Source organism: Halomonas sp. M1 (assembly GCF_029581375.1).
Taxonomy (GTDB): Bacteria; Pseudomonadota; Gammaproteobacteria; order Pseudomonadales; family Halomonadaceae; genus Vreelandella.
In genome coordinates this window covers 2,017,489-2,043,192 of sequence record NZ_CP121119.1, presented here as the reverse complement: position 1 = coordinate 2,043,192, position 25,704 = coordinate 2,017,489, and the positions used below count along the sequence as shown (strand labels likewise).

Genomic DNA, 25,704 nt, shown 5'->3' with positions numbered 1-25,704 from the left:
GTGGTGCCGCAGCGTATTTGAGGGAGAGACGGTATTAACGTGGCTCTGCCGCTGGCTCGTAGTTACCGACACGCTCGTTGATAAGCTTGAAGTTAAAGCGCTTTTGACGGCTGGTCAGACTCATGACCACACACACCAAGGTGCTGGTGCCGTAGGCGGTAAGTGAGGCTAGGAGCACGGTGTAGTCACGTAGGAAGCCGGTAGCGAAGATCAGCATGGCGAGCATTGCCAGGACCGCCGCGATGAAGCCTGCGGTGCGACCAAGAAAACCAAACACCATAAGGCCGATAATCACCCCACCACCAATACTGGCAAGCAGTTCGAAGAACAGGCCGCCAAAGCCTCCTAATGGCACTAATTCAAACCGCGCGATGCAGAACAGCACCATGGCAGTTAATACCGAGGTAGTGAAGGCGGCATTGGTCACTCGATCCCAAAAGCAGCTGGCGATGACGGGGAAAACAATCGCTCCCCACAGCGCACCGACGAACACTAACATCACCAAAATATCCAGTGAGAAACTGGCAAACACAATGCCAACCACCGTGGCGGTAATCATAGTGAGCCTTCCTATCAGTAACATGCGCTTGGGGTTTGCCTTGCCCTTAGCAATGTTTTTGCCATACACATCCGCCATCATAATCGCCGATAACGCCGAAAGGTCTGAGTCCGCCGTCGACGACAGCGACCCGATGACGAGAATGAAAAACAAGGCAATAAACAGCGGCGGCAAATACTCAGAAACCATCTGGGGAATCAGGTTGTTCATATCCCCATCAAGTGGCTGGAGGCCAAGCGTTAGGGCCATTAAGCCGATCATGCCCAGGCCGATAACGATAGCGCCGTAACCCACGGTGGCCGTCAGGAAGGTGGACTTGATGTGCTTCTCGTTGACCGCGAATAAGCGCTGAGAAATCGTCTGATTACCAATCGCGTAGGCCAGTACGGCGACGAAGAAGGGCGCCCCCTGATTGAGAATGGCGTCCGTAGAGAAGAAGTTATTTTGTTGAGGCGTTAGGTTCTCCAAACCGGCAACCAGCTCAGAAGGGCCGCCCATAGCGAAGAACACGGCCGGTATGATCACAATGGCGATCACCATGAGGGCTACCAGTTGCGCAAAGTCAGTGAGTACTGAAGCACGGAAACCCGATTGCAGCGTGTAAAGCAGTACGCCAATGCCGGCGATTATCACGCCTGCCTGGAAGGAAAGCGGGGAAAGCACGGATACCAGTGCCCCCGCTGCGGTGAAATTCACCATCAGGCTAATCACGCTGCCTAGCACGTTCGAGAGTGCCAAAATTAGCTGGCTAGAGGCGCCGTGGCGCGCGTGGATCAGCTCCCCTAGGGTATGGGCGTTGGGCGCCAGTTTTCGAAAGCGGCGCCCAAAGGGGTAGATAAACAGAATCATCAGCGCGCCCCACAATCCATAATGGATGGGCCCTGAAACACCATAGATATAGCCAGAAGTGGCGGCGGCGTAGAAGGAGGCCGCCCATATCCAGGTGGCGGTCATGCTGGCGGCCCCCATACCAAACCCAACGCGGTGATTGGAGACCATAAACGCATCAGCATCTTCGTTTTTTTTGCGGATGCCTTGGGTTATCAGATAGGTGCCGCCGTAGAAGGCAAGCATTAATAAAATAACGGTGAGGGTCGAGAATTGATATAACGATACGCTATTCAAGGCTAGTCTCTTGGTTAGTGAAATGAACACGTCGACGGCACGTTAAACAGAGCAACGTACCCGGCGCCTTTTTTAAAAAGGGGGCGTGCGCGAACACTAAAGCCGTGCGTTTAGAAAAAGCAGCAAGCACACCGTGCGATACCCCATGGGCTATCGCGGTGGGCGAATGACGGCAATAAGGTGCCTTAGAGCGGCATTACCCCAAAGCAGGCTAGTAGGGGGGGCGGGCGTCGCGGCATGCAGCGGCCCTCATCTGAGTAGTGGCCTGAGTAGAGGCTTGACATGGATTCCCTCTTATATCGATGGCATCTGCACCGGGCAGGGAGTCGAAAATACCAATGATCCAGCGTGTAATAAGGCAAAATGGTACGCCCCATTTTGGGCGTTACAGTAGGTTCACTAGCTGATAATTCCAAACCTAAGGGGCACCTACCTTAAGCTGCAAGGCAAAAAATGTCTACTTTGTCTAATTTTAAAAGTGTTAAGACAAGTGTTGTAAATATTGGCTATGTGTTGTTTGGTGGCTTTTTTAAGCAGTTTTATTGGTTGTGTTATTTATTATAAAGCAATGGTTTTTTAGTCTTGATTGCTGGTTGAAAAATAATTTAATGAATGGTTGTGTTGTTATTATTCTTGCTTTTACTTGCTAGATTTTTTTATAAGTAATAATTATTTTTTAATTCGTTAAAGATAAAAAATAAGTTTTTCATATGGCACGGCTATATGTTGGGGGTGTCATGCTCACAAGTGTTTCGTCTATTTTGTGGCATTAATTGGCTTATGGGTGACGCTTGTTTAAGATCAATAATGACTTCTCATCAACCAGCGAGCCTATCTTATGAAGCCTGAAACCATTGCCCTCCATCATGGCTATGCGCCTGATTCACAAAACGCCGTTGCTGTACCGATTCATCAGACCACCTCTTTCTCTTTTGATAATGCGCAGCACGCAGCGGATCTGTTTGATTTGAAAGTAGAAGGAAATATTTACTCGCGTATTATGAACCCAACCTGCGCTGTGCTGGAGCAGCGGGTAGCCGCGTTGGAAGGCGGCATCGCGGGCCTAGCGGTGGCCTCTGGCATGGCGGCTATTACCTATGCCATTCAAACCATTGCCGAGGCGGGCGATAATATCGTCTCAATCAGCGAGCTGTATGGCGGCACTTATAACCTGTTCGCCCACACGCTCCCGCGCCAAGGTATCCAAGTACGCTTTGCCGATAAAGATGATATTGATGGCATTGAAGCCCTGATTGATGAGCGCACCAAAGCGGTGTTCTGCGAGAGTATTGGTAACCCATCCGGTGGGGTGGTGGATCTTAAAAAGCTTGCTGACGCAGCCCATCGCCATGGGGTGCCGGTCATTGTTGATAACACCACCGCAACGCCGTTTTTGTTTCGACCCATTGAACACGGGGCGGATATCGTCGTCCATTCGGCGACTAAATATATCGGTGGCCACGGCACTACGGTGGGCGGTGTAATCGTTGATTCAGGAAAATTCCCCTGGGCGGAAAACGCTAGCCGTTTCCCGCTACTCAACGAGCCAGATATCTCCTATCACGGTGTTAGCTATACCCGCGATGTGGGGGAGGCGGCCTTTATTGCCCGTGCCCGCGTGGTGCCACTGCGCAACATGGGGGCAGCGCTCTCTGCCCAAGCCGCCTGGAATCTGTTGCAGGGGTTAGAAACACTGTCGCTGCGCATCGAACGCATTTGTGCCAACGCCTTAGCGGTCGCCAAGCATTTGGAGAATCACCCGCAGGTAGAGTGGGTGCACTATGCAGGGCTTGAAAGCCATCCCGATCACGCACTGGCCCAGCACTATATGCAGGGCCAGGCATCAGGCATCTTAAGCTTTGGCATTGCGGGCGGCCAAGCGGCGGGTGAGCGCTTCTACGATGCGCTATCACTGATTTTGCGATTGGTTAATATCGGCGATGCCAAGAGCTGCTCTTCTATTCCCGCATCCACCACGCACCGCCAGTTAAACGAGCAGGAGTTAAAGGCCGCTGGTGTTACACCGGATATGGTGCGGCTGTCGATTGGCATTGAGCATATTGATGACCTATTGACAGATATCGACCAAGCACTAGCCGCCTCCCAAGGCTAGAGAGGCCTAAGCCGTTGAGGGGCCACCGCGTATTGGCTCGGTCAGCCAATACGCGGTGGCCGAGGGGAAAGCTAACGGCTATAAGCGCTTTTCGACGCGGCCAGCGTGTATAAAAACTCAAGCCCCAGTGTGGCCGCGGCAAGCGATGTGATGTCACCGTGGTCGTAAGCAGGGTTTACTTCCACTACGTCCATTCCTACCAAGTCCATCCCTACCATGCCGCGTATCACTTTCAGCATTAAATCAGTGGTCATACCACCGCAGACGGGTGTGCCAGTGCCGGGGGCATAGGCGGGGTCTAAGCCGTCGATGTCCAAGCTCACATAGGCCGGATGATGACCCACGCGGGCTCGGATGCGCTCCAACACCGCAGCGGCGCCGTGGTCGTTCACCCAGTCGGCATCCAGCACTTCGTAAGGGTGATTGTGACGGTCGTAGCTGGTGCGAATACCAATTTGTAGTGAGTGTTCAGGCACTACCAGCCCCTCTTTTAAGGCGTGGTGGAAAATGGTGCCGTGGTCAAAGCGTGTGCCTTGCTCATAGGTGTCGGTATGGGCATCAAAATGGATCAGTGCCAGCGGGCCATGTTCCCGAGCATGGGCACGCAGCAGCGGGAGGCTGATGTAGTGGTCGCCGCCCAGGGTGAGCATTTTTTTATCCGCTTTTAGCCAACGCATCGCATGGGTTTCAAGGTTATCTACCAAGCTTTCCGGCTCGCCGTAGGCATAGTCCAGATTGCCCGCATCGCACACCCGCAGACGCTCTTCCAGGGCAAAATCCCAAGGCCAGCGTTTGCCTTCCCAAATTAAATTGGCGGTACTTTGACGAATGGCGTTGGGCCCCATGCGGGTGCCTGACCGGCCAGAACACGCCAAGTCAAAGGGTACACCGCTTACCACTACCTCAGCATCGGTCGCTTTGGGATCAATAGCTTTGGGTACGCCCATAAAGGTTGAGATTACATCGCCATATAAGCTGGGCATGGTGGGTGCAGAGAGAGTGTGCGAAAGGGTCACTGCAGGGCGTCTCCTGACGTACTTAAAAAGGAGGTGACATCGCCTATAGAGGTGGAAGAGGCGAAAGAAGCGTGACGATAAGGCGTTTTTGGTAATGAATGAAATGAATGTTTAGAATGAAACCATTCGTACTGCAAATAGTGAGTCACCATGCGTTCGCTTCGCCACTTTGATTTAAATTTACTCTTGGTATTTGAGGCGTTGATGCGCGAGCGCCATGTGACGCGGGCGGCAGAAAAGCTGCATCTAAGTCAGCCAGCGCTTAGTCACGCCTTAAAGCGGCTGCGGGAAGCGCTAGACGACCCGCTGTTAGTGCGAACGGGCAATGGCTTGCAGCCAACCCCAAGGGCGCTGGCGCTGCTGCCGGTGGTGCAGCAAGCATTGGCACTGCTGCAAGCAGGCTTGGCCCCGCCAGAATCGTTCACCCCGGCGACCAGCACGCGTCGCTTTACCCTGGCCACTACCGATTACTTTGAAGAGGTGATGTATCCGGCTTTTCTTAGTCAATTGCTGACTTACGCGCCGGAGATCAGCTTTTCGATAGAGCTAATTACGCCTGACGTGCTTAGCGATGCGTTAGAGCAGCGCCAGGTAGATATGGTGGTGGGGTTAGATAGCCAGAGCGCATTGCCCACAGGTGTCATCCAAACACCGTGGATGGATGAAGCGTTGGTCTGCTTAGCTGCAGCGGATAATGACGGCGTGGGAGAGGCGCTGACCATCGAGCAGTTTGCCCGTCAGCCCCATGTTGAGTTGGCCGATATCAGTGGTTTATTGCCCAGTAGTATCGAAAACTGCTTAGCGCAGCATCAGCTAAGCCGCCGCGTTATTTCTAAAAATCTAAATTACATCGCGGCGGCTAGAGTTGTGTCATTAACCGATGCCATTATGACCCTGCCGAGGCAAATGGCTGAGCGGTTCATCACGATGCTGCCAGTGCGCATCGTTGTGCCACCCCAAGAGCTCCCTGCACTTAACATGACGCTGATCCAGCACGGGCTGTATGCCAATGATCCTGCGATAGCTTGGCTAGCTAATGAGCTTACCGCGTTTGCTAAGCGCTTTGGCCGATAAGGTGTGAGCAATTATATATCGGCCTCTTCTTCAAACAGCTGACGCCATGAGCGGCGGCCTAAGTGGCCATCGCTAAAGCCAATAGCTATTGACCCATCCCCATTAGGCGAAGCGTTGAGGTCATCGGGGTTGCCGATAAACAAGCGCTCTACCTGCCCATCGTTAACGCCCACTAAGCGCTCACCTGTGCCAGCTTGAAGACCCGTGATGGCATCGCCGTCGATAGTGGCATCGCTGTCCGGCTTTCCGTCGCCACTGAGATCAAAGGTAGTGGAGCCGCCACTGCCGCCGGTATCGGCTAATAGCGACATGAAGAAACCGCTACGCCCGCCGCCACAGGGGTCGGACTCATCGGGGAGTAGTGTAGAGAAGCGGACACGGCGTGGCAGGCTGCTGGATATCGATGGCGCGGCAATCACGCGTTCGCCCGGGGGCAGCTCTATGCGCCACCCGCGCTGGTTGCTGGAAGGCGCAAGATTGGTGCTCGCTCTCAAGTTGAAGCCATCCCGAGACGCATTGCCGGTAATGCGCTGGGTCAACAGATCTGACGTGCCGTAGGTCGCGGTGCGCCCTACACGATCCTGAATACCCAGGAATTGCTGAGGTACGCTATCACCGATATCACTGTTACGGAAATAGCTGCCGGTGCCAAATAGCACCATCAGCGTGTCAGGAGAGCCACTACTCATTGTCACGACCGGGGCGGAAGTGATCGGCTGGTCGGCGCTGCCCGAGTAGAGTTGGTTGACACTGCTTCCCTCGGTCAGTGGGAAGCGCCACATATTGCCCGCAAGATCCCCAGCGTAGGCAAAGCGTGCGCCTGCAAAGCTTGGCCAAGCGGTAACGGTAGGCGTGGCCAGGCCGTTAGGGGCTTCGGCACTACCTGAGTTTGTTTTTAAATGGGCAATCAGTTTGCCATCTTTGAGGTTAACCACGAATAGTGACGCTTGGTAGCTAGCGCTATTGTAGCCATTGCCAAAAATAGCGACCCACGAGCCGTCAGTGAGCTGGGTAATCGTGGGTTCGCTTACTCCGGTGCCGAGTTCGGGGTGGCGGAACTCCCATAGTACCTTGCTCGGCCCCATGTTGGTTGGGTCGCTGACGTCCAGAGCAAATACTGTTCGCCCGCCTGCGCCCATGGTGCCGACGGCGACCGCACCAGGCCCCTCTGGAATGTTTACCTCACGTACGGCGGGGGTGCCGTCCATAAAGTAACGGTGGCTATAACCTTCTTGGGTTAATGGGCGCAGGGCGGGTTCTTCACCTTGGGTTAGCTCGGCAGGCAGGTAAGCAAATAGCTCTCGGCCGGTAGCGGCGTTGAAACCATGGAGCATGCCGTCATTCGCGGCTACCAATAACAGCGGCGCGCGGCCCTGCTTACCTTGCAGGACGACGGGATTGGCATTAATAATATCGCCCAGCAGCGATTGGCGTGACCTTAGGCCCGAAACACTTTCACCCTGAAACCACCGCACTTCATCAACGGTTAAGCCGGTGCTTGCAGAATTAAGTAATACGCCAGTGCGCGTGCCATCTTCGAGCCGCTGAGAAGTCAGCAAGTGACGACTGCCTGCCTGTTGAGCAAGCTCTGCTTCAGCATTCCAGCGACTACTTCTGCTGCCGTCTGCCTGAATGGCAAAGGCGGCCAGGCGGCCCGACCAATCTTCACTTCTAAACCCAGCCGTATAGAGCAGATTGCCGTCTTCCACGCCAAACTCATCGCTATTCACTGCGGCTGAAGTGTTCGATTGAGAAGCGGCAATAATATTACCGAATACTTGCTGCATGACTCGGTTAAGGGAGGCTTCGTCATTGGCAAAGTAGGCACGCCCCGTGCCGCCTGCACGGGCTAAATCCCCTAGCGGGTCTTCAGATACATTGGGCAGGTTGGCAATATCTGGTGGCAGGTTAAAGCCCACCACATACGTTTTAACTGGGTTGGGAAGCTGAGCATTTGTATCATCATATAGCCGCTTAATAGCGGCTTCAGCGCTGTTGAGTGCCCCGCTAACGTTGCTGCCTAGCGAATTACCCGAGCGGTCCACGGAAGGTAGGCCATCCGTTAACCAGATATTGGCATTCACTAAGCACTGCTGGGCATCAGGGTTGTTGATATTGGGGATGCTAATGCCGGAACGCTGGCCTTGAGCGCTGTGAAAAGCGCTGCTTGGGCCAGTATTATTCAGGAAGTAGTCCCGTGCGGTATACATGGTGCCTTCAATGGGTGTTAGCCCAGCTGCAACAAGTGGCCAGCTTGGGTCGGTCATGGGGTTGCCGTTGCCGTTCCACTCGTGTCGCTGGGTGCCTAACTTGGTCTCGATAGCTGCCCAGTGTGCATTGTTAACAGTACCATCCGCATTGAGGCCGCCTATTGGCACATGTAAATAACCAAGCCCTGGTGAAGTGGTGGTACGCCATTCCCACTGGTTGAGCTGTATCGAAGCGGTATGGGCACCCCAGTTTGGAATGCCGCGTTGGCGTAGGCTGTCAACTAATGGAAGCGTAAAGTTAGAGTTCACTGGGTTGCTGTAGGAGACGCCATCGCCAATAGAGGGAGAATTTGAAAAGCCTGTGGTTAATCCACGAAAGCGCTCGGAAAGCTGTTCAGAGGTGGCGGTTGGGTTAGATATACGACGCCAATACTCTGTAACGTCGTTGCGCGGTAAACCCGTCGAGAAATTTTCCTCGAACATATAGCCGGGCACGCCAACGTTGAAGAACGCATAGATAACTGTACCCGGAAGCCTTGCGCGATAGCGTTTGGTGCTGGCGTTCCAGGCTCCATCAAAGTCCGAATCGTACCAACTGGGATTGGCGTTGCTAGAGTAGCGCGCTGCCAAGGCTCGTTCGGTTAGTCGCCACACAACGGTATTGCCACTAAAAGCATCATTACGTGTTAGCGACGCTGGGTTCTGCTGGTAGGCCATGAGGCCCATATTGATATCGCTCTGGTAACGTTCTACCAAGTCGCGGCCAACCCGTTTCATAATGCTGGATTTACTCAGCGGTGAGCGGGCACCTGCGGGGCAAAGTGTGGCATTAAATGTATTGGGCTGGCAGGCCGCTAGGGTGTCACGATCCCCTGTTTCTGTACCAACTGCTACACGGCCATCAAGCCCTTCTTGGCCGCTTTCGGAGTTATCGAGTATCAGCAGTACGTTAGGGGGCACGCGACTAACGACGTTTAAAGGCGCTGTCGAAATACCTGTTTGGTCATCTGGTATTTCATAATCCTCATCAATAGGATCGTCACCACCGCCAATGGGGGGCTCGGGGTCTGGCGTAGGCTCCGGCTCTGGTTCCTGAGGAGGGGGCTCTGGTTCTGGTTGTGAGGGTGGATCAGGGGGCGTTGGGGGAGGGCGGTTACCCATCCCGAAGGCAGTGTTATCAAAATAGCTAAGTAGTAGCGTTAGTGTTAAGAAGACAGCAGAGATCCGATAATACTTCATGGCGTTATCACCTCAGCCTGCTGTTGGCGAACGTAGAGGGTTTCGAGGGTAACGCTTGTATCTTCGCTGCTGCCAAAGCCTTGAGCTTCAATACGGTATAACTCCTCCCGCACTTCTCCGCGCTCGTTATTGGAGTATGAGCCGGTAAAGCCGAGCGCTTGTACCTGGTAACGCGGGTTACGCGACAACTGCTCAACATTCATTGTATAGGTTACCCAACCAGTCGCTGGCGTTGTGCCATTTTGAAGTTGATTTTCCGCATCGCGCAGGGCCGCTTCTGCAGCTTGAAAAGCCACGGTATGATCTCGTTGACTAGAGGCCATGCGATCCTGAGTAAGAGCGCCCTGCATAGAGGAGACGCTAAGAATGGTCACAATGGCGAGGAAAATCAGGCTGAGCACTAGTGCCATGCCTCGCTGTGAGGCTACCCCTTCATGCATCCTTAACGGTTCCTCAGTGTCACGGTAGTGGTAAATGCTTGATACAGGCGACCATCCTCAGCCCTAAAGGCGTCATCGCCGCGAAAGTTACCCACGTTAAGGATGGTATCGGCACGGCGAAGGCTATCTTGATCACTTTGTACGATGAGGCTGATTCTGATGGCGCGAACGTTTGCCCACTGAGCTTGGTCGAGATCGTCAGGAGGTAGGTACTGCTCATCAACTAAAAAACGGGTTCGCATCGCGACAACATTGCTGGCTAGCACCTCGTTTCGAGTAGTTGTTTGACTTATATCTAGTCGCATTAATGCAGGGGTATTAGCGTTATTAACATCCTGGCCGATATAGTAAATAGCGCTGCTGAGCGCGCTGAGCGAAACATTTTGCTCAGCGCTATAGGCTAACCCTCCCGTGTTACCCCACGGACTATTATTTGCCGCTACGTTACCCAGCCACCCTCCACTGGAGGATTTTTGCAATAGGCTGAGGTTAGCGGCGGTATTGTAGAAAATATCGCAGCTCTGCATACCTTGTAGCAGCACCAACTGGCCGCTAAATAGACTATGAAGAGAGCGGTTCAATGTGATCTGCTGGTCACTATCAACACTGCTAATTTCCAGCGACTCATCGGCAAAGCCTGTGCGTGTTATCAGTGCGCCCCGAAATGCCAGGCCATGCTGGCCCGCTAATGGGTTAGTGAGATCAGCAGCGAACGCAGTGGTACTTGCATCGCTCCATGCTTCCAAGGAGTGCGGTGGATTGCTGGCGTTGGCAACATTACGCAGATGAACTGTCGTCTGGTTAGGCGCGCAGCCACCGCTATAGTCAGCTTGACGCAGCTCATGCGATAGCGTATCCATCGCAAACCGACCGGTGTCTTGCATATCCGCAAGCGCTGATTGAAAGCGAAAGCTTTGCTGGGAGGAAATGAAGAGCTGAGCGGCGCCGACCATAACCAATAGACCTATCACCATGGCCACCAGTAGCTCCACCAGCGTGAAGCCCGCCTGTGGTGAAAAAAGCGGCCGCTTGTAGGCATGCCATGCGCTTATGTTATGAAGGTTAGGCATGCCAGCAGGGTGATGCATATTATAGCTCCGAGACGAGTTCGATTTGACGTACATCATCAGGTGCCGATGTGTCAGCCCAGCGAACGGTAACACGCATACGATTACTGCTGATGGAGATGCCTCCCTCGCCGCTTGGCAGCGTAGTGGCTAGGTCTTCCACCCACTCGCTACGATCAGCAGCAGATAAGCTACTCCCACTGACTTCGCTTCCTACCCCAAGTGAATAGGTTGACGCGTTGTCACTATTGGCGCGTATTCGATCCAGCATGTCTTGAGCCATATTGGTGGCCTGGGTCTCAAAGTACGCTGCACGGTTATGAATAAGCGACTGGGTTTGCAAACCTGCAACGCCCAGTAAGCCAATTGATAACACGAGAATGGCAATCAGCGACTCTAATAACGAAATACCTAGCTGATTTTTATGCATTCTATAGCTCAACGTTGTGTTGTGGGCACGCTTGTCGGTTAGCAATTACGCGCGCCATGCCGCTTGGTTCAACCCGAACGCAGCGGCCCCGCTCATCCAGCGTAATAGAAACGTGTGGCGCAATAAATGTAGGGGTTACCAGTCGCCCTTGGCTATTGAAGGTAAATTGATCGGGTGCGCCGGTGATGGTGATGCTGGCGCGCGATTGCGGCCAAGTGCGTAAGGTAGTTCTCCTGCCACCCTCTTCCCAGCCAGCGCTCCAGCCAGCGCTCCAGCCGTTAGGGGCTGGCAGAAGGCTGATGGACCGGTTGCGTTTAAGTGCTTCGCTGCGAGCAAAACTTAGTCCGGTTTTGAACTCATTAGCAGCGGTAATGACGCGGTTTTCTTGAATAATCCGTGAGAAGTTCGGAACCGCTATGGTGGCTAATACGGCAAACAGTGCAAGCGTCACCAGCAGCTCTAACAGCGTGAAGCCTAGGGAGGTGCGTTTTGCCGTGAACATGAAGTGCTACTCTTGTCATTTGTAGACGGCAGAGTTGCCGAGGAGCGATAAAGTTACTAATGTGGAATCAATTAAAATGATTATATAGTTATCTTTTTTAGGAATTGTACCTTCAACAGCGTAGCTAATAATAGTGAAATATTAAACAAGTGTTTGATGCTGAATTTTGTTAGTCGGCGAGATGAAAATTTGGTTACTTCTAGTCACAGAAGCTGTTTAATAAATAGATAAAAGCTATGAATTCGTTATGAAAATGCAAATTGTAGCTATCGGTAATGTGCTTTAAAACAGTGTTATGTATGTGATGCGTCTTCTTGCTTGCAGATGGTGTAAGTAGAGATTTCCAGAGACGCTCACCATTTGTTTCCTTGGTTTGGCCAAGGCACGTAGCAGTAAGGGGAGATAACGATGAGTGGTAAATGTCCTGTAATGCATGGTGGTAATACGTCCACAGGTACTTCCAACAAAGATTGGTGGCCTGAGGGGCTGAACCTGGATATTTTGCACCAGCATGACCGCAAAACGGATCCAATGGACCCTGACTTTGACTATCGGGAAGCCGTCAGAACACTGGATTTTGACGCTCTCAAGCAAGATGTACACGCACTGATGACCGATAGCCAAGCGTGGTGGCCTGCGGATTGGGGCCATTACGGCGGTTTGATGATTCGCCTTGCATGGCACGCAGCAGGTACTTACCGCATTGCCGATGGTCGTGGGGGCGGTGGTACGGGCAGCCAGCGCTTTGCGCCGCTTAACTCATGGCCTGATAACACCAGCCTGGACAAAGCGCGTCGTCTGCTGTGGCCGATTAAGAAGAAGTACGGCAACAAAATTAGCTGGGCGGATTTGTTTATTCTGTCCGGCACCGTAGCGTATGAATCGATGGGCTTGCCTGCCTACGGTTTCTCTTTTGGTCGCGCAGATATTTGGCACCCGGAAAAAGATATTTACTGGGGTGCAGAGAAAGAGTGGCTTGCGCCCTCTGACGAGCGCTACGCTGATGTTAATCAGCCCGACACTATGGAAAACCCCCTGGCGGCGGTTCAGATGGGCCTTATCTACGTTAACCCCGAAGGTGTTAACGGCCAGCCCGATCCGCTGAAAACCGCGGAACATGTGCGCCTAACCTTCGCCCGTATGGCTATGAACGACGAAGAAACGGCTGCCCTAACGGCCGGTGGTCATACCGTGGGTAAATGCCATGGTAACGGTGATGCATCAGCGTTGAGCGCTGAGCCCGAAGCCTCTGATGTAGAAACTCAAGGCTTTGGTTGGAACAATCCGCACATGGATGGTCAAGCGAACAAAGCGGTGACCTCCGGTATTGAAGGTGCTTGGACCACCAACCCTACCCAATTTGATATGGGCTACTTTGACTTGCTGTTCGGCTACGAGTGGGAGTTAAGGAAGAGCCCTGCCGGTGCGCACCAGTGGGAACCGATTGATATCAAAGAAGAAGATAAGCCGGTCGATGCTACTGATCCTTCGGTTCGTCACAATCCGATTATGACGGATGCGGACATGGCGATGAAGATGGACCCGACTTATCGCGCTATCTGCGAAAAATTCATGGCAGATCCAGAGTACTTCAAGCTGACCTTTGCCAAGGCATGGTTCAAATTGACTCACCGCGATCTTGGCCCAAAATCCCGTTATATTGGTCCGGAAGTCCCCGCTGAAGATTTGATCTGGCAGGACCCGATCCCGGCAGGCAGCACCGACTATTGCGAAGAAGTGGTTAAGCAGAAAATCGTAGAAAGCGGCCTAAGTATCAGCGAGATGGTCTCAACCGCTTGGGATAGTGCCCGTACCTACCGTGGCTCCGACATGCGTGGTGGTGCTAACGGTGCCCGTATTCGTTTGTCACCGCAGAAAGACTGGCAAGGTAACGAGCCAGAGCGTCTGGCAAAGGTACTGAGCGTGTATGAGCAGATCTCTGCCGACACCGGCGCCAGCGTTGCTGATGTCATCGTATTGGCAGGTAGCCTGGGTGTTGAGAAAGCCGCCAAAGCGGCAGGCTACGACGTCCGCGTACCGTTCCTGAAAGGGCGCGGTGATGCCACTGCCGAGATGACCGATGCTGACTCTTTCGAGCCGCTTGAGCCACTGGCAGATGGCTTCCGTAACTGGCAGAAGAAAGAGTACATCGTGAAGCCGGAAGAGATGTTGCTGGACCGCGCCCAGCTAATGGGGCTGACAGCACCGGAATTGACCGTGCTGCTGGGTGGTATGCGAGTGCTAGACACTAACTATGCCGGTACTAAGCATGGTGTCTTCACTGACCGTGCAGGCCAGTTGACCAACGACTTCTTCGTCAACTTGACCGATATGGGCAATACGTGGCACCCGGTAAGCAATAGCGCTTATGAAATCCGCGATCGCGCTACTGGTGCTGTTAAGTGGACCGCGTCTCGCGTTGATCTTGTGTTTGGCTCCAACTCACTGCTGCGTTCCTACGCAGAAGTGTACGCCCAGGATGATAATGGCGAGAAGTTCGTAAAAGACTTTGTGGCCGCCTGGACGAAAGTGATGAACGCGGATCGCTTCGATATCGCCTAATCATCACACGCTTTATGTGTCTTAAATAGAGTGATCAGCCCGCATCGAAAGATGCGGGCTTTTTCGTGCGAACAACATACCAAAAGATGTGGTCATGCCCACACGCTCAGCTGTTGCCGATAAGCCTCCTGCGCTTGGCTGGCGCTCATCGGCGTTAACCACACCTCGGTACCGGGCAGGCACTGGGCCAGTGTGGTGCAGGCGATGGGTGTTAGCGCGCCTAAGCGCGGGTAGCCGCCGATGGTCTGACGGTCATTCATCAGCACAATAGGTTGCCCATCGGGGGGTATTTGTACCGCGCCAAGGGGAATGCCTTCAGAGATGATACCGCCCTGTGTACTCAATAGCGGTTGACCGGTTAGGCGGATGCCCATGCGGTCAGCGCGGTTATCCACTTTCCATGGCTGATTAAACGCTCGAAAAAGCCCCCGGCCACTGAAAGAGGCGATTTGTGAGCCGAGTACGATGGGTAAGCGGCAGCCTGAGTCGGGCATCGACAGGTCATGATGTTCAGGGATACGGCGTACCGCCGGTGCAGTGCCTTTCCAGGTTAAGCAGTCGCCTACTTGCAGTGGTTTACCATCTTCGTGCAGGCCGCCAACCTGCTCCCGTGCGGTGCAGGCACGGCTGCCGAGCACTTCAGATGCATGTAAGCCGCCGGGAAAGGCTAAATAGGCGCGTAAGCCTTTGCGTGGCTGGCGAAACACTAAAGACTGCCCTGGCTGGAGCTTAAAGCTTAGGTTAGGCGCCAGCGGCTTGCCGTCGAGGGTAGCGGCCAAATCAGCACCGGTCAGCGCCAAGCGAACCTCGCTGTTGGTTTCTAGCGTTAGGTTACCGCCCATGACGATTTCCAGCGCGGCGCTATCTGGTGCATTGCCAAGCAGCCAGTTGGCCCAGCGAAACGCTATCCAATCGGCGGCACCACCTTGAGTAAATCCCAGGTGGCCCACGCCAAAGCGCCCAAGGTCTTGAACGAGTGCGAGCGGTCCTGCTTGTTTGACGGTTAGCATTGCTTGGCTCATGGACGCTCCTCCATCGGCGAGGTATCACCACCCGATGCTTCGAACTCAGCCTTGGTAATCGCTTTAAAGCGCACTTTATCGCCTGGCCGCAATAAAGGTTCGCCTCGTTTGGCGTAGTCAAACAGCGGCACGGGGGTACGCCCTAAAATATTCCACCCTCCTGGGGATGGCAGTGGGTAAATAGCCGTTTGGCGCTCGGCAATCCCAACACTACCTGCCGTCACCCGGCGGCGTGGTGTTTTCAGCCTGGGTGTGGCTAAGCGTTCATCCACTAAGCCCATAAAGCCGTAGCCGGGCGCGAAGCCAAGCGCGAAGACACAGTAATCGTGGCTACAGTGACGCTCAATGAGGGCAGCAACACTCAGCCCTGCACGTTCAGCGACCAGCGGTAGCTCTGGGCCAACGCTTTCGTCATACCAAACGGGGATTTCGTGTAGCTGGCCGTGTTGGTTCTCAGCAGGCGTTAAATGGCGTAAGGCGTCGCGGATCAGCGTGGTGGCCTGGGCAAAAGGGAGCTGTTGACAGTCGTAGTGCACCAGCAACGTGGTGTAGGAGGGAATCAGGTCTATAAGGGCATTGCCAAAGGCCTCGCGTAAAGCGTGATCGGCGGCAATAATCCATGCCATATTGGTTTCGTCGATCTCATCGAAGAGGCGCACGGTAAGTGCGTCCATTGCCGCTGTTTCTAAACGCAGTTTCACGCGGACTCCAGCGCTGTAAAGGCCTCTCGGATAGCGCGAACGGCGGCAACGGATTCCGGGTTATCGCCGTGAACACATAACGTGTCGCAGGGAAGATTGAGCGCTGTGCCATCGCGGGCCGTCAACGCTTCCCCTTTCGCGAGCGCCACGGCCTGAGCGACGATGGTCGCTTGATCGTGGTGAACGGCGCCTGGCAGACGACGTGAGGCAAGGTGACCGTTGGCTTCATAGGCGCGATCGGCAAAGGTTTCAAACCAAAGGGTTATACCCATCTTGGCGGCTAGTTCACGGTGAGGTTCAGGATCAGCCGTGGCCATGACCATCAGTGGAAGGCGGGCATCGTAAGCCCGAACAGCGCGCATGACGCCTTCCAAAAGTTCAAGGTTTGCCGCCATGTCGTTATACATTGCCCCGTGGGGTTTTATATAGCGAAGCGAAGCGCCTTCTGCTTGGCAAATACCTGCCAGCGCGCCCACTTGGTAAAGCACCATATCTTCCACTTCAGCGGGTGAGCAGGCCATTGAGCGGCGGCCAAAGCCCATCAAGTCAGGATAACCAGGGTGCGCGCCGATGCGCACGTTATGTTTGGCAGCGAGAGCAACGGTACGACGCATAACGTGGGGATCAGAGGCGTGGTAGCCGCAGGCAATGTTGGCACAGTCAACGTGGGGCATTACCTCAGCATCCAGACCAATCGACCAATTGCCGAAGCTTTCGCCCATATCGCAGTTAAGCAGCGGGATTGCCATAACGTCTCCTGGGTGGGGGTTATTAGCTCTTAAGAGCTTTTATTAATTAAAAGTAGTTAAAAAACAGCGTAAGAAAACAGCGTTATTAGTTGTTGTTTGTAAATGGCTAATATAGTAATCGCAGTTAGTTAATTATCAGTGTAAAGCCAATATATGGAGCTAGCTCGCTAAGCGCCAATCGTTTTTAGCGATATTAAGTATCGGCACTTTCTATCATGCTGTTATTTAGTGGAAAAATAGTTGACGCTGAGGTTCTATACGATTATCAACTAAATAAAGCGTTTCAATAAAAAGACAAAAAAGAAGCGCATACGCCAGCCAGACACCGCAGAGCCAACGCCTGAACAGGCGAGGTGATGCATCATGGAACGGTAAGGTAAGCCAGTACATCGGCGCCTGTGCAGGATCCTAGAAAATGTATTTAAAAATGCTGGTTAGGCAAGATTATGCTCGATTTTAAAGAACTCGAAGCTTTTGTGTGGGCAGTGCGGTTCGGCTCCTTTCGTAAAGCGGCAGTGCGTTTACATATTACTCAGCCCTCTGTATCTGAGCGTATATCACGCTTGGAAACGACGGTGGGAGAGCTGCTGCTTGAGCGCTCGGCCCGGCCAATTCAGCCTACTATGCGCGGTCGGGAGTTCTTCTTGCACGCAGAGCGCATGTTGGAACAGCGTGATGAAGCGCTGAAGCTATTTGATAGCGAAGAGGCGTTTTCAGCACCGCTAAGGCTCGGCACAATTGAAACTATTGTTCACAGCTGGTTTCCGGTATTTATGCAGCGCCTTACCGAGCGCTACCCCAAGCTGATGATTGAGCTCACCGTTGACTACTCGCCTGCGCTGAATGATCGGCTGATGAGTAACGAGCTGGATATTTTATTGGCGATGAATGGCTACTTATCGCCAGAGCATATTGAGTACGACACGCTAAGCCCTTATGAGATGGGTATGTTTGTAGCCCCTCGTCACGCCGAGATGCTCAGTGAACGTCCTCATGCGTGGTGCCGCACACTACCCTTTATCTCCTTTGGTAAATTAGCCAGACCTTATGAAGAGCTTGTCCGCTATTTAGCCGACCAAGGCCTGAAACAGCCGCGTATTCATAGCGTTAGTACGTTAATGACGATAGTACGGTTAACCATCGAAGGGTTGGGTATAGGTGCACTACCCGTGGCCACGGTGCTGGATGAGTGGCGACGAGGGGAGTTATACCGCATCGCGCTGCCCAAGCCTTTGCCGCCAATGAACTATGATGTGATATGGCGCAGCGCCAGCCATCCGCGCTTTTGCCGCAGCGTAGGACGCCTAGCCCAGGAGTGTGCCACCCAGTATGCAAGCGCTAGGCACGCGGAAATGACAACGTCGCATTTTACTGGGCTCTGGGTGCCGCCCAATGCCTCCGTTTTTACCCCCGAAGCAACACCTCCACTAATATGAATAAGAGGATTTTTCCCATGCGTACACGCATTTTTACTCCGCTGCTTCTCGCCACTGCCTGTAGTCTCGCTGCCACGGCACATGCCGCCCAGTGGACAATGGCGACTCCCTACGGCGATGCCAGCTTCCATACCCAAAACACCAAGCAGTTTGCAGAGGATGTGGCGGAAGCGACCAATGGTGAGCTGACCATTACGGTTCACAGCGGTGGTTCGCTAGTCTCCCATGGTGAAATTAAGCCATCGGTACGCCGTGGCACGATTGATGCGGGAGAGGTGTTCCTTTCGGTGCTCTCTAACGATGATCCGATTTTTGAAGTTGACACATTGCCGGGCGTGGCGGGTAGTTACGAAGATGCCTACGCCTTATGGGAAGCCACTAAGCCAATGATTACCGAGCTATTTGCTTATGAAGGATTGGTTCCTTTATACGCCGTTGCTTGGCCTGCCCAGGGCATTTACACCGCTAAGCCGCTAACAGACCCTGCGCAGTTTGAAGGCTTACGCGTTCGAGCGCCGAACATCAATACCCAGCGCTTCGTGAATAACCTGGGCGGCAGCCCAACTGAAACCGAAGAGTCTGACATCCCCACGGCATTTAGCACTGGCCGCGTAGACGCCATGATTACGTCAAGCGCGACCGGCAACGCCATGGCTGCCTGGGATTATGTATCCGACTACACCGACGCCAACCTGTGGCTGCCCAAGAATATTGTGTTCATGAGTCAGCGTAGCTTTGACCGTTTAGATGAAGCTGCACAAGACGCTCTGCTGGAAGCAGCCGCGCGGGCTGAAGAGCGTGGCTGGCAGATGAGCCGGGACAACAATGACACCAGTATAGCGGCGCTCATTGACAACGGCGTCACGGTCTCTGAACCGAACGAAGCTGTTGCCGATGCGTTACAAGCCGCTGGCGCAGAGCTATTTGCCGACTGGGAAGCGCGTGCTGATGACGAGGCCAAGCAAGCGTTAGAAGCCTACCGCGAGCAGCTTTCGAACTAAGCCGTTAGTGACGTTAAAGAGGCGGCGTTTTGCCGTCTCTTCCATCTACGCGCTCTAAGAGGCTACGAACATGACGTTTAAATTCGACAAACTCTACCGCCTTGGTGCTTGGGGTGCTGCGGCATGTATGGTCGCTATCTGTGCGCTAATTGCACTTCAAGTCACCTTTCGCCTGATTGATGCGCTGCTGATTTCGGTAGGGCTAGGCCGCTTGGGCCTTAGTATCACAGGTGTGTCAGAAATGGCTGCCTACTTACTGGTCGGTGCTACCTTCCTTGGGCTTGCCTACACTTTCGTACATCACGCGCACATTCGCGTGACGCTGTTGATTTCGCGGTTGCCATCGGCCATTCGTGTGTGGTTTGAAGTATTTGGCTTGATTGTGGCCCTAGCCATCGGCCTGCTGCTCGGTTACGGCTTGATTGAGCTGGCGCGAGAGAGCCTTCAGTACAACGATGTCTCATCGGGCTTTTTATCGATTCCACTATGGATTCCCCAAACTGTTCTGGCGACCAGCGTAGGGCTGCTGTGCTTGGCGCTTGCTGAAGCCCTGTTTATGGCGCTGCGTATCGCCGCTCGTGACCCCTCTAGTTTTCGTGAGGCTACAGCAATTGATGACAGCGAGACGCACTAAGCCTGAGGCTTCTACCCTGGAGAATCTGCCGTGTTACTACTAAGTTTAGCGACTGTTTTTACCCTGGTACTGCTCCTGGGCAGTGGGGTGTGGATCGCCATCGCACTGATGGGGACTGCCTGGATTGCGCTGGAGTTTTTTAGCCCCTTTTCACCGGGTCCAATTTTAGCCTCCGATTTTTGGGGCGCAAGCTACGGCTGGGATCTAACCGCGCTGCCGATGTTCATCTGGATGGGGGAGATACTGTTTCGCTCTGGGCTTGCTGACAATATGTTCCGGGGGCTCTCCCCTTGGCTGAACCGGTTGCCGGGACGCTTGCTACATACCAATATTATCGGCAGCGGTATGTTTGCAGCCGTGTGTGGTTCGTCAGCGGCAACCTGCGCTACGGTGGGCAAAATGACCTTGCCAGAGCTTGAGCGCAGAGGTTACGACAGCAATATGGCGATTGGTACGTTAGCCAGTGCCTCTACCCTGGGGCTGTTGATCCCTCCCTCTATCGTGCTGATTGTTTACGGCGTGGTCACTGAGCAGTCTATTTCGCGCTTGTTCATGGCAGGTATCGGGCCGGGTCTGATGATCCTTGCCATGTTTATGACGTATCTGGTTCTCTGGGCATTATTGAAGGGTAACCGAAACGGCTTAACCGGCGCTGATGAATCAAGCATGAGCTTTGCTGAAAAGCTGCGCAATACCTGGGCGTTGTTACCTATTTTGCTGCTAATTGGCGGGATCATCGTATCGATTTATGGGGGGCTTGCGTCGCCTACGGAGGCGGCGGCGGTGGGCGTAGTGCTATCCATGGTCATTGCCCGGTTTAACGGCCACTTTAACCGCGAGATCTTTACCAGCTCGCTCTTTGCCGCCGTGCGCACCGCCTGCATGATTGGGTTTATTATTGCCGGGGCCTCGTTTCTCACCTCCGCCATGGGGTTTACCCAGGTGCCCATGCAGCTGGCGCGCACCATCGGTGAGATGGGGCTTTCGCCGACCATGCTGCTAATAGCGTTAACGCTGTTACTGCTAATCATGGGCTGCTTTCTTGACGGTATTTCACTGATCCTGCTGGTTACCGCGATTATTATGCCAGTGGTGAGTGCGGCTGGGTTTGATCTGATCTGGTTCGGTATTTACCTGGTGATCGTTGTGGAAATGTCGCAGATAACGCCCCCCGTAGGGTTTAATCTGTTTGTTATCCAGGGGTTAACGGGTAAAGATATTTTTACGATTACCAAAGCGACGCTGCCTTTCTTCCTGCTCATGGCGCTGGCGATTGCGCTAATGCACGTCTTTCCGGAGATTGCGCTCTATCTCCCCCAGGCAATGAACCGTTAGCCGTTAGGGATACTCACTCCCCACCATAGGTAGCAATGCCGCCTCGGCCAGAGCGTTTGATGAAGTACATGCTCTGGTCGGCGGCATCTATTAGTTCGCGTTCATTACCAAAGTCGCCATCACATAAGCAGGCCACGCCGATGGAGACCGACACATAAATCGGTTGTTGGTCAACGTTGGTCATTGGACGCTCTTGGAGGTGCTGGGTAATGCGTTGTGAAAAAAGCTTGGCCGATTGGGCCGTCTCGTCGGGCAGGATAATTAAAAACTCCTCACCGCCGTAGCGCCCGGCTAAATCACCCGTGCGAATCAGTGATGACAGGGTGTGGCCAAAGTGCTCAAGTACTTGGTCGCCGATGCGGTGGCCATATCGGTCATTGAGCGTTTTAAAGTGATCAAGATCGATAAATACCACTGACATGGTTCGATTGTTTTCTTGGCAAAATACAAAGCGCTCCCGTAATTGCTCCTCTAGCCAAGCGCGATTGGCTAGCTGGGTTAATGGGTCGAGACGGCTCTGTTTTTCAAGCGTTGCGTAGTGTTGGTGCAAGCTTTCTAACCGCTGGGTCTGTTCATCAAGCCGAGCGCTAAGGGTAAGCGTGTGCTGAAAAAGCAGTTGCTGAGCTTCAATGAGCAGTGCATGACTATCCATGTCAATGGGCTGCGCAAGCTGTAGCGTGTCAGCGACTATCGCTAAGTCTTCCTGCAAGCGGTGTAGCAAGTTGTCGAGCGTCAGTAGGGGGGCGCTTTCCATCGCTGAGAGCTGGCGTAGCAGGGTGGCAAATGCACTGACCGGTTCTTCTGACAGCCAGGCATCGGCAATTGGCCCAGACAAACGTACACATAGCGTTGCTAACTGATCCGTTAAAAAGCCATCGTGGCTTTGATAAATCGCATCCACGAGGGAGGTGGGCATGTCCCATTTAGCCGCTAGCCAAGCGCCTACCAAAGTGTGGTCGCAACCAAACTGTTGCCGTTCAGTGCGGGCTATTTGCTGGTGGGAGGACTCACTATGAGCGTAAAGCTTTTCCACTTCCTGAGGATAAGCTGCCTGCAGCGCTAAGATGCCAATATCCTGCAACAATGCCGCTATAAACGTGCTGCCCCTATGTGCAGGGCAAAGCTGGTGGGCTAAGCGACTTGCCACAATGGCCGAAGTGATGGCGCGCTGCCAAATGCGAACTTGGGTTTTGTTCCCTTGGGCGTGGCGCAGCAGGCTAAAGCTCAAAACAGTGGCTAGGGTGGCATCAAGCCCCAGGCGTTGGGTGGCTTCAAGGCTGGTGTCGACAGGTTGGCTGGAGTGAATAAACTGCACGCTATTCGCCACCGCTATGAGCCGTGCGGTTAACGCCGGATCGTACTCAATTGCCTGCGCATAATCATGCAGAGTGGCATCCGGTGTGCGAGCAATCTCTAATATTTTTAACGCCACTGCTGGTAACGTTGGCAGGCTTGAGCACTTTAAAAGTGCCTGACTGACTAAACATGGAAGCTCGTCAGTAAGCGCTATGTAGCGTGTTTTATCCACTGCTGAAAGGCTTGTCATGTTTTCTCCCGTTGCACTCATCAGCGTGGCGGCGAGCACCAAGGCATGTTCTTTGCGTTTAATCATATACCCATGATGAGTCATCGTCCTCATTTGTGAGCATTGCAAAGTCGTAAAGTTGCTGTTTATCCTTAGTAATTCGCTGTGCTCTATCGATACAGCGTACATTGCTTAGCGGCTTCAAAATAATAAGGCGAGTGCGATATGCACAAACGTAATGATGCGGCGGACACCTTCCGCCAGCTAGCGGAAGGGTTATCGCTAAGCGGTACGCCTGATTTTTTTAAGGCGCTGGTGGGGCTGCTGGCCCATCTGTTACGCGTCGATCACGTCCTGATCGCGGCTGTCACTAAAGAGCGTATAGCAGACACCTTGGCTGTTTGGTCGGCGGGGGAGCTGCAAGCCAACTTTACCTACCCGCTGCTGGGTACGCCCTGCGAAACGGTGGTGGGGCGCGAGACCTGCCTATATCCTTGCGACGTCCAGTCGCGCTTTCCTAAAGATGAGCTGCTGGGTCAGCTAGGGGCTGAAAGCTATATGGGAGTGCCGCTATTTGCATCAGACGGCTCTGCCATCGGCTTGCTCGCCATCTTGCATAATCGACCAATGCAAGTTGAAGCTGTTGAAAACGACATTATTCGTATTGCGGCAGCCCAAGCGGGGACAGAGCTGGGGCGTCGCCAAGCCGAAGAGGCATTGCGAAGAAGTGAGTTAACGTCTCGGGAGAGCGAGCGCCGCTTAAATACGCTACTTAATCATCTGCCTGGTATGGCTTACCGCTGTTTAAATGATAGTGATTGGACCATTCAGCTGGTAAGCCAGGGAGCCGAGGCGTTGATTGGCTACCGGCCAGATGAACTAGAAGGCAGCCGTTTAGTGAGTTTCGCCTCCCTTGTTCACCCAGAGGATAAGCCGCGCCTTAAGCAAGAAGTAGAAGCGTCAATTCGTCAGCGGCGCCCTTATCAAATTGTGTATCGCAATCGCCACCGGAACGGCGATTACCGCTGGGTGTGGGAGCAGGGGCAAGCGGTATTTGATGATCTGGGTGAGGTTGCCTGCTTAGAAGGCTTTATTACGGATGTTACCGACCAACAAGAGGCTCAGCGCGTGCAGAGCGCCGTGGTGCAGGTGGCCTCCACGGTGACCTCACGGGCGGGAGATGGGTACTTTCAACAGTTGATTGCCACCCTGGTAGAGTTGTTAGAAGCAGACGCAGGCTTTATAGGGCTACTTAATCATCCTGTCGCCATGGCAAAGAACGCGCCTGCAAAAGCGTTACTTGCTAACGCGACAATGAGCACCGTAAGTCTAGTGGCTTCCCATACAACGCTGGATAATCTGACGTTTATGTTGCCTGGCACACCCGCTGAGCGCGTTGTACTGGAGCAAGAGAGCGTTGTTTATCAAGGTGAGGAGGTCACCTTCCCCGGTGTACCACTTCGCGCCAAAGCCTGGATAGGGCGTCGACTTGATAACGCCCGTGGAGAGGCGATTGGGGTCATGATGGTGTTCTACCGGAAGCCCTTAACGACGAATGCATTTGCGCGGTCGGTGCTGCAGATTCTCTCCACAGGTGCCGCCGCTGAATTAGAGCGTCGTCGCGACCACCGACACATGCATCGCCTTGCTTATACCGATGGCATCACGGGGTTGCCCAACCGCATCCGCTTTATGGAGCTGCTCGCGAGCATGAGCGAAGAGGCGCTGGCGTTAGGGCACTCCCTTTCACTGCTGTTGGTGGATATTCGCCGCTTCAAAGAGATCAACGACCTGCATGGGCATTACGTCGGGGACCAGCTGTTAGCCACGGTGGCTGGGCGTATACAGAACCACGAACTCCCCCAGCGAGCGGTTGCACGGCTATCGGGAGACGAGTTTGCCTTACTGCTACCGCTGGCCGATGAGGCGCGGCTATTGGAAACCGTCAAGGAGTTAGGCGTTGTCATTAAGCAGCCTATTCAGCTAGATCATCGCGTGTTTAATCTCGATGTGAGTATCGGGTTTGCCCGCTACCCGAATAATGTGCCGGACGTGGGAGAATTGTTTAACGCCGCCAGCATCGCCCTGCATCATGCCAAAAGGGGCGAATCCACTCACTGCCCCTATACCCACGCCATGCGCCATGCCTTAGAACGCCGGCAATGGATGACTGAGCGGCTCCATCTCGCCATCCTAGAGGGCCGGTTAGAACTCTATTTTCAGCCTCAGATTGACCTCGCCAGCCACACGTTAACAGGTGCCGAGGCACTCTGCCGTTGGCACGATGCGCAATGGGGGTGGGTAAGCCCAGGAGAGTTTATTCCGTTGGCAGAAGAGCGAGGGTTAATTTGCATGCTGGGCGACTGGGTGCTGGAAGAGGCCGCCCGCCAGCTCTCTCATTGGCAAGCTTGCGATACGCCACTACCGGGCAGGTTGTCGATCAATATGTCGGCTCAGCAGTTTGCTGACCCCCAATTGACGACGCATGTGGGCGAGCTAACCGCCAGCGTAGCGCCAAGTGCCATTGCTCTCGAACTCACTGAAAGCGATTTTATGCGTGACCCCGATCAAGCGGTCATCATTACCCAAGCCATGCGGCAGGCGGGCTACGCGCTGTTTATTGATGATTTTGGCACCGGCTACTCATCGCTTGCCTATTTACGCCGGTTTGCCGCTGATGCGCTAAAAATCGATATCTCCTTCGTTCGTGACATGCTTGATAACCATCACGACCGAGCCATCGTACAAACCATCATTGCTATGGCCGATAACCTGGAAATGAAAACCTTGGCTGAAGGAGTAGAAAGCGCCGCCCAAGCCGAGCTGTTAGCGAAGATGGGCTGCAACCAAGCCCAGGGTTACTGGTTTGGTCACCCGCTTTCTGCCGATGAGTTTGCCGCGAAGTGGTTAGCTTCTTAAGCCGTTTGAACCGCAACAAGGGCAGCAACACTCCATTCCAGTACT

At 53.7% G+C, this 25,704-nt stretch carries 19 protein-coding genes; 8 read left to right on the top strand and 11 right to left on the bottom strand.

Annotation, left to right across the window (positions count from 1 at the left end; all coding sequences use genetic code 11):
- Positions 1–34: 34 nt before the first annotated feature.
- Positions 35–1,684, bottom strand: coding sequence for a sodium:solute symporter family protein (locus P8S54_RS09290; protein WP_281441510.1), 1,650 nt, complete (start codon positions 1,682–1,684; stop codon positions 35–37).
- An 838-nt stretch (positions 1,685–2,522) separates the two neighbouring features.
- Between P8S54_RS09290 and P8S54_RS09285 the strand changes: the two genes are divergently transcribed.
- A complete protein-coding gene (locus P8S54_RS09285) occupies positions 2,523–3,797 on the top strand; it encodes an aminotransferase class I/II-fold pyridoxal phosphate-dependent enzyme (protein WP_281441509.1) in 1,275 nt (424 codons plus the stop codon).
- A gap of 71 nt (positions 3,798–3,868) precedes the next feature.
- Here P8S54_RS09285 and speB read toward each other — a convergent pair whose 3' ends face one another.
- Entirely contained in the window at positions 3,869–4,780 is a 912-nt protein-coding gene (gene speB, locus P8S54_RS09280) for an agmatinase (protein WP_281444085.1), read from the bottom strand.
- A gap of 183 nt (positions 4,781–4,963) precedes the next feature.
- Between speB and P8S54_RS09275 the strand changes: the two genes are divergently transcribed.
- Entirely contained in the window at positions 4,964–5,887 is a 924-nt protein-coding gene (locus P8S54_RS09275; protein WP_281441508.1) for a LysR family transcriptional regulator, read from the top strand.
- Between the two features lie 11 nt (positions 5,888–5,898).
- On the opposite strand, the gene P8S54_RS09270 is transcribed toward P8S54_RS09275, so the two are convergent.
- The 5 genes from P8S54_RS09270 to P8S54_RS09250 are packed head-to-tail and all read right to left on the bottom strand — an operon-like array spanning position 5,899 to position 11,775.
- Positions 5,899–9,336 (bottom strand): PilC/PilY family type IV pilus protein, encoded by a 3,438-nt coding sequence (locus P8S54_RS09270; RefSeq protein WP_281441507.1) that lies wholly within the window; start codon positions 9,334–9,336, stop codon positions 5,899–5,901.
- Positions 9,333–9,776: a PilX N-terminal domain-containing pilus assembly protein gene (locus tag P8S54_RS09265; RefSeq protein WP_281441506.1), complete on the bottom strand. Its 444-nt coding sequence runs from the start codon at positions 9,774–9,776 to the stop codon at positions 9,333–9,335. Before P8S54_RS09265 ends, P8S54_RS09270 begins: the two co-directional genes overlap by 4 nt.
- A 2-nt stretch (positions 9,777–9,778) precedes the next feature.
- Positions 9,779–10,864: a PilW family protein gene (locus P8S54_RS09260; protein WP_281441505.1), complete on the bottom strand. Its 1,086-nt coding sequence runs from the start codon at positions 10,862–10,864 to the stop codon at positions 9,779–9,781.
- A 1-nt stretch (position 10,865) separates the two neighbouring features.
- The gene (gene pilV, locus P8S54_RS09255) at positions 10,866–11,273 is read right to left on the bottom strand and encodes a type IV pilus modification protein PilV (protein WP_281441504.1); all 408 of its coding nucleotides are present in this window, start codon (positions 11,271–11,273) and stop codon (positions 10,866–10,868) included.
- A 1-nt stretch (position 11,274) separates the two neighbouring features.
- Positions 11,275–11,775 carry a GspH/FimT family protein gene (locus P8S54_RS09250; RefSeq protein ID WP_281441503.1) on the bottom strand — a complete coding sequence of 167 codons (501 nt, stop codon included), beginning with the start codon at positions 11,773–11,775 and terminating at the stop codon, positions 11,275–11,277.
- A gap of 408 nt (positions 11,776–12,183) precedes the next feature.
- Between P8S54_RS09250 and katG the strand changes: the two genes are divergently transcribed.
- The gene (gene katG / locus P8S54_RS09245) at positions 12,184–14,337 is read left to right on the top strand and encodes a catalase/peroxidase HPI (protein WP_281441502.1); all 2,154 of its coding nucleotides are present in this window, start codon (positions 12,184–12,186) and stop codon (positions 14,335–14,337) included.
- Positions 14,338–14,429: 92 nt separating this feature from the next.
- Here the strand turns inward: katG and P8S54_RS09240 are convergent, their stop codons facing one another.
- From P8S54_RS09240 to P8S54_RS09230, 3 genes are read right to left on the bottom strand one after another with little or no spacing between them, the layout of a single operon-like run.
- The gene (locus P8S54_RS09240; protein WP_281441501.1) at positions 14,430–15,359 is read right to left on the bottom strand and encodes a biotin-dependent carboxyltransferase family protein; all 930 of its coding nucleotides are present in this window, start codon (positions 15,357–15,359) and stop codon (positions 14,430–14,432) included.
- Positions 15,356–16,060, bottom strand: a complete 705-nt coding sequence (gene pxpB, locus P8S54_RS09235) for a 5-oxoprolinase subunit PxpB (RefSeq protein ID WP_281441500.1) — start codon at positions 16,058–16,060, stop codon at positions 15,356–15,358. The genes P8S54_RS09240 and pxpB overlap by 4 nt, the downstream gene beginning before the upstream one ends.
- Entirely contained in the window at positions 16,057–16,809 is a 753-nt protein-coding gene (locus tag P8S54_RS09230; RefSeq protein WP_281441499.1) for a 5-oxoprolinase subunit PxpA, read from the bottom strand. Before P8S54_RS09230 ends, pxpB begins: the two co-directional genes overlap by 4 nt.
- A gap of 446 nt (positions 16,810–17,255) precedes the next feature.
- Here P8S54_RS09230 and P8S54_RS09225 point away from each other — a divergent pair, with 446 nt between their 5' ends.
- The 4 genes from P8S54_RS09225 to P8S54_RS09210 all read left to right on the top strand — a co-directional run bounded on the left by P8S54_RS09225 (position 17,256) and on the right by P8S54_RS09210 (position 21,215).
- A complete protein-coding gene (locus P8S54_RS09225; RefSeq protein ID WP_281441498.1) occupies positions 17,256–18,245 on the top strand; it encodes a LysR family transcriptional regulator in 990 nt (329 codons plus the stop codon).
- Between the two features lie 17 nt (positions 18,246–18,262).
- Positions 18,263–19,246 (top strand): TRAP transporter substrate-binding protein, encoded by a 984-nt coding sequence (locus P8S54_RS09220; protein ID WP_281441497.1) that lies wholly within the window; start codon positions 18,263–18,265, stop codon positions 19,244–19,246.
- Positions 19,247–19,316: 70 nt separating this feature from the next.
- Positions 19,317–19,880, top strand: a complete 564-nt coding sequence (locus P8S54_RS09215) for a TRAP transporter small permease (RefSeq protein ID WP_281441496.1) — start codon at positions 19,317–19,319, stop codon at positions 19,878–19,880.
- A gap of 30 nt (positions 19,881–19,910) precedes the next feature.
- Entirely contained in the window at positions 19,911–21,215 is a 1,305-nt protein-coding gene (locus P8S54_RS09210) for a TRAP transporter large permease subunit (protein ID WP_009098904.1), read from the top strand.
- A 13-nt stretch (positions 21,216–21,228) separates the two neighbouring features.
- On the opposite strand, the gene P8S54_RS09205 is transcribed toward P8S54_RS09210, so the two are convergent.
- The gene (locus tag P8S54_RS09205) at positions 21,229–22,761 is read right to left on the bottom strand and encodes a GGDEF domain-containing protein (RefSeq protein ID WP_281441495.1); all 1,533 of its coding nucleotides are present in this window, start codon (positions 22,759–22,761) and stop codon (positions 21,229–21,231) included.
- Between the two features lie 204 nt (positions 22,762–22,965).
- Here P8S54_RS09205 and P8S54_RS09200 point away from each other — a divergent pair, with 204 nt between their 5' ends.
- Positions 22,966–25,659, top strand: coding sequence for an EAL domain-containing protein (locus P8S54_RS09200; RefSeq protein ID WP_281441494.1), 2,694 nt, complete (start codon positions 22,966–22,968; stop codon positions 25,657–25,659).
- Positions 25,660–25,704: the final 45 nt, after the last annotated feature.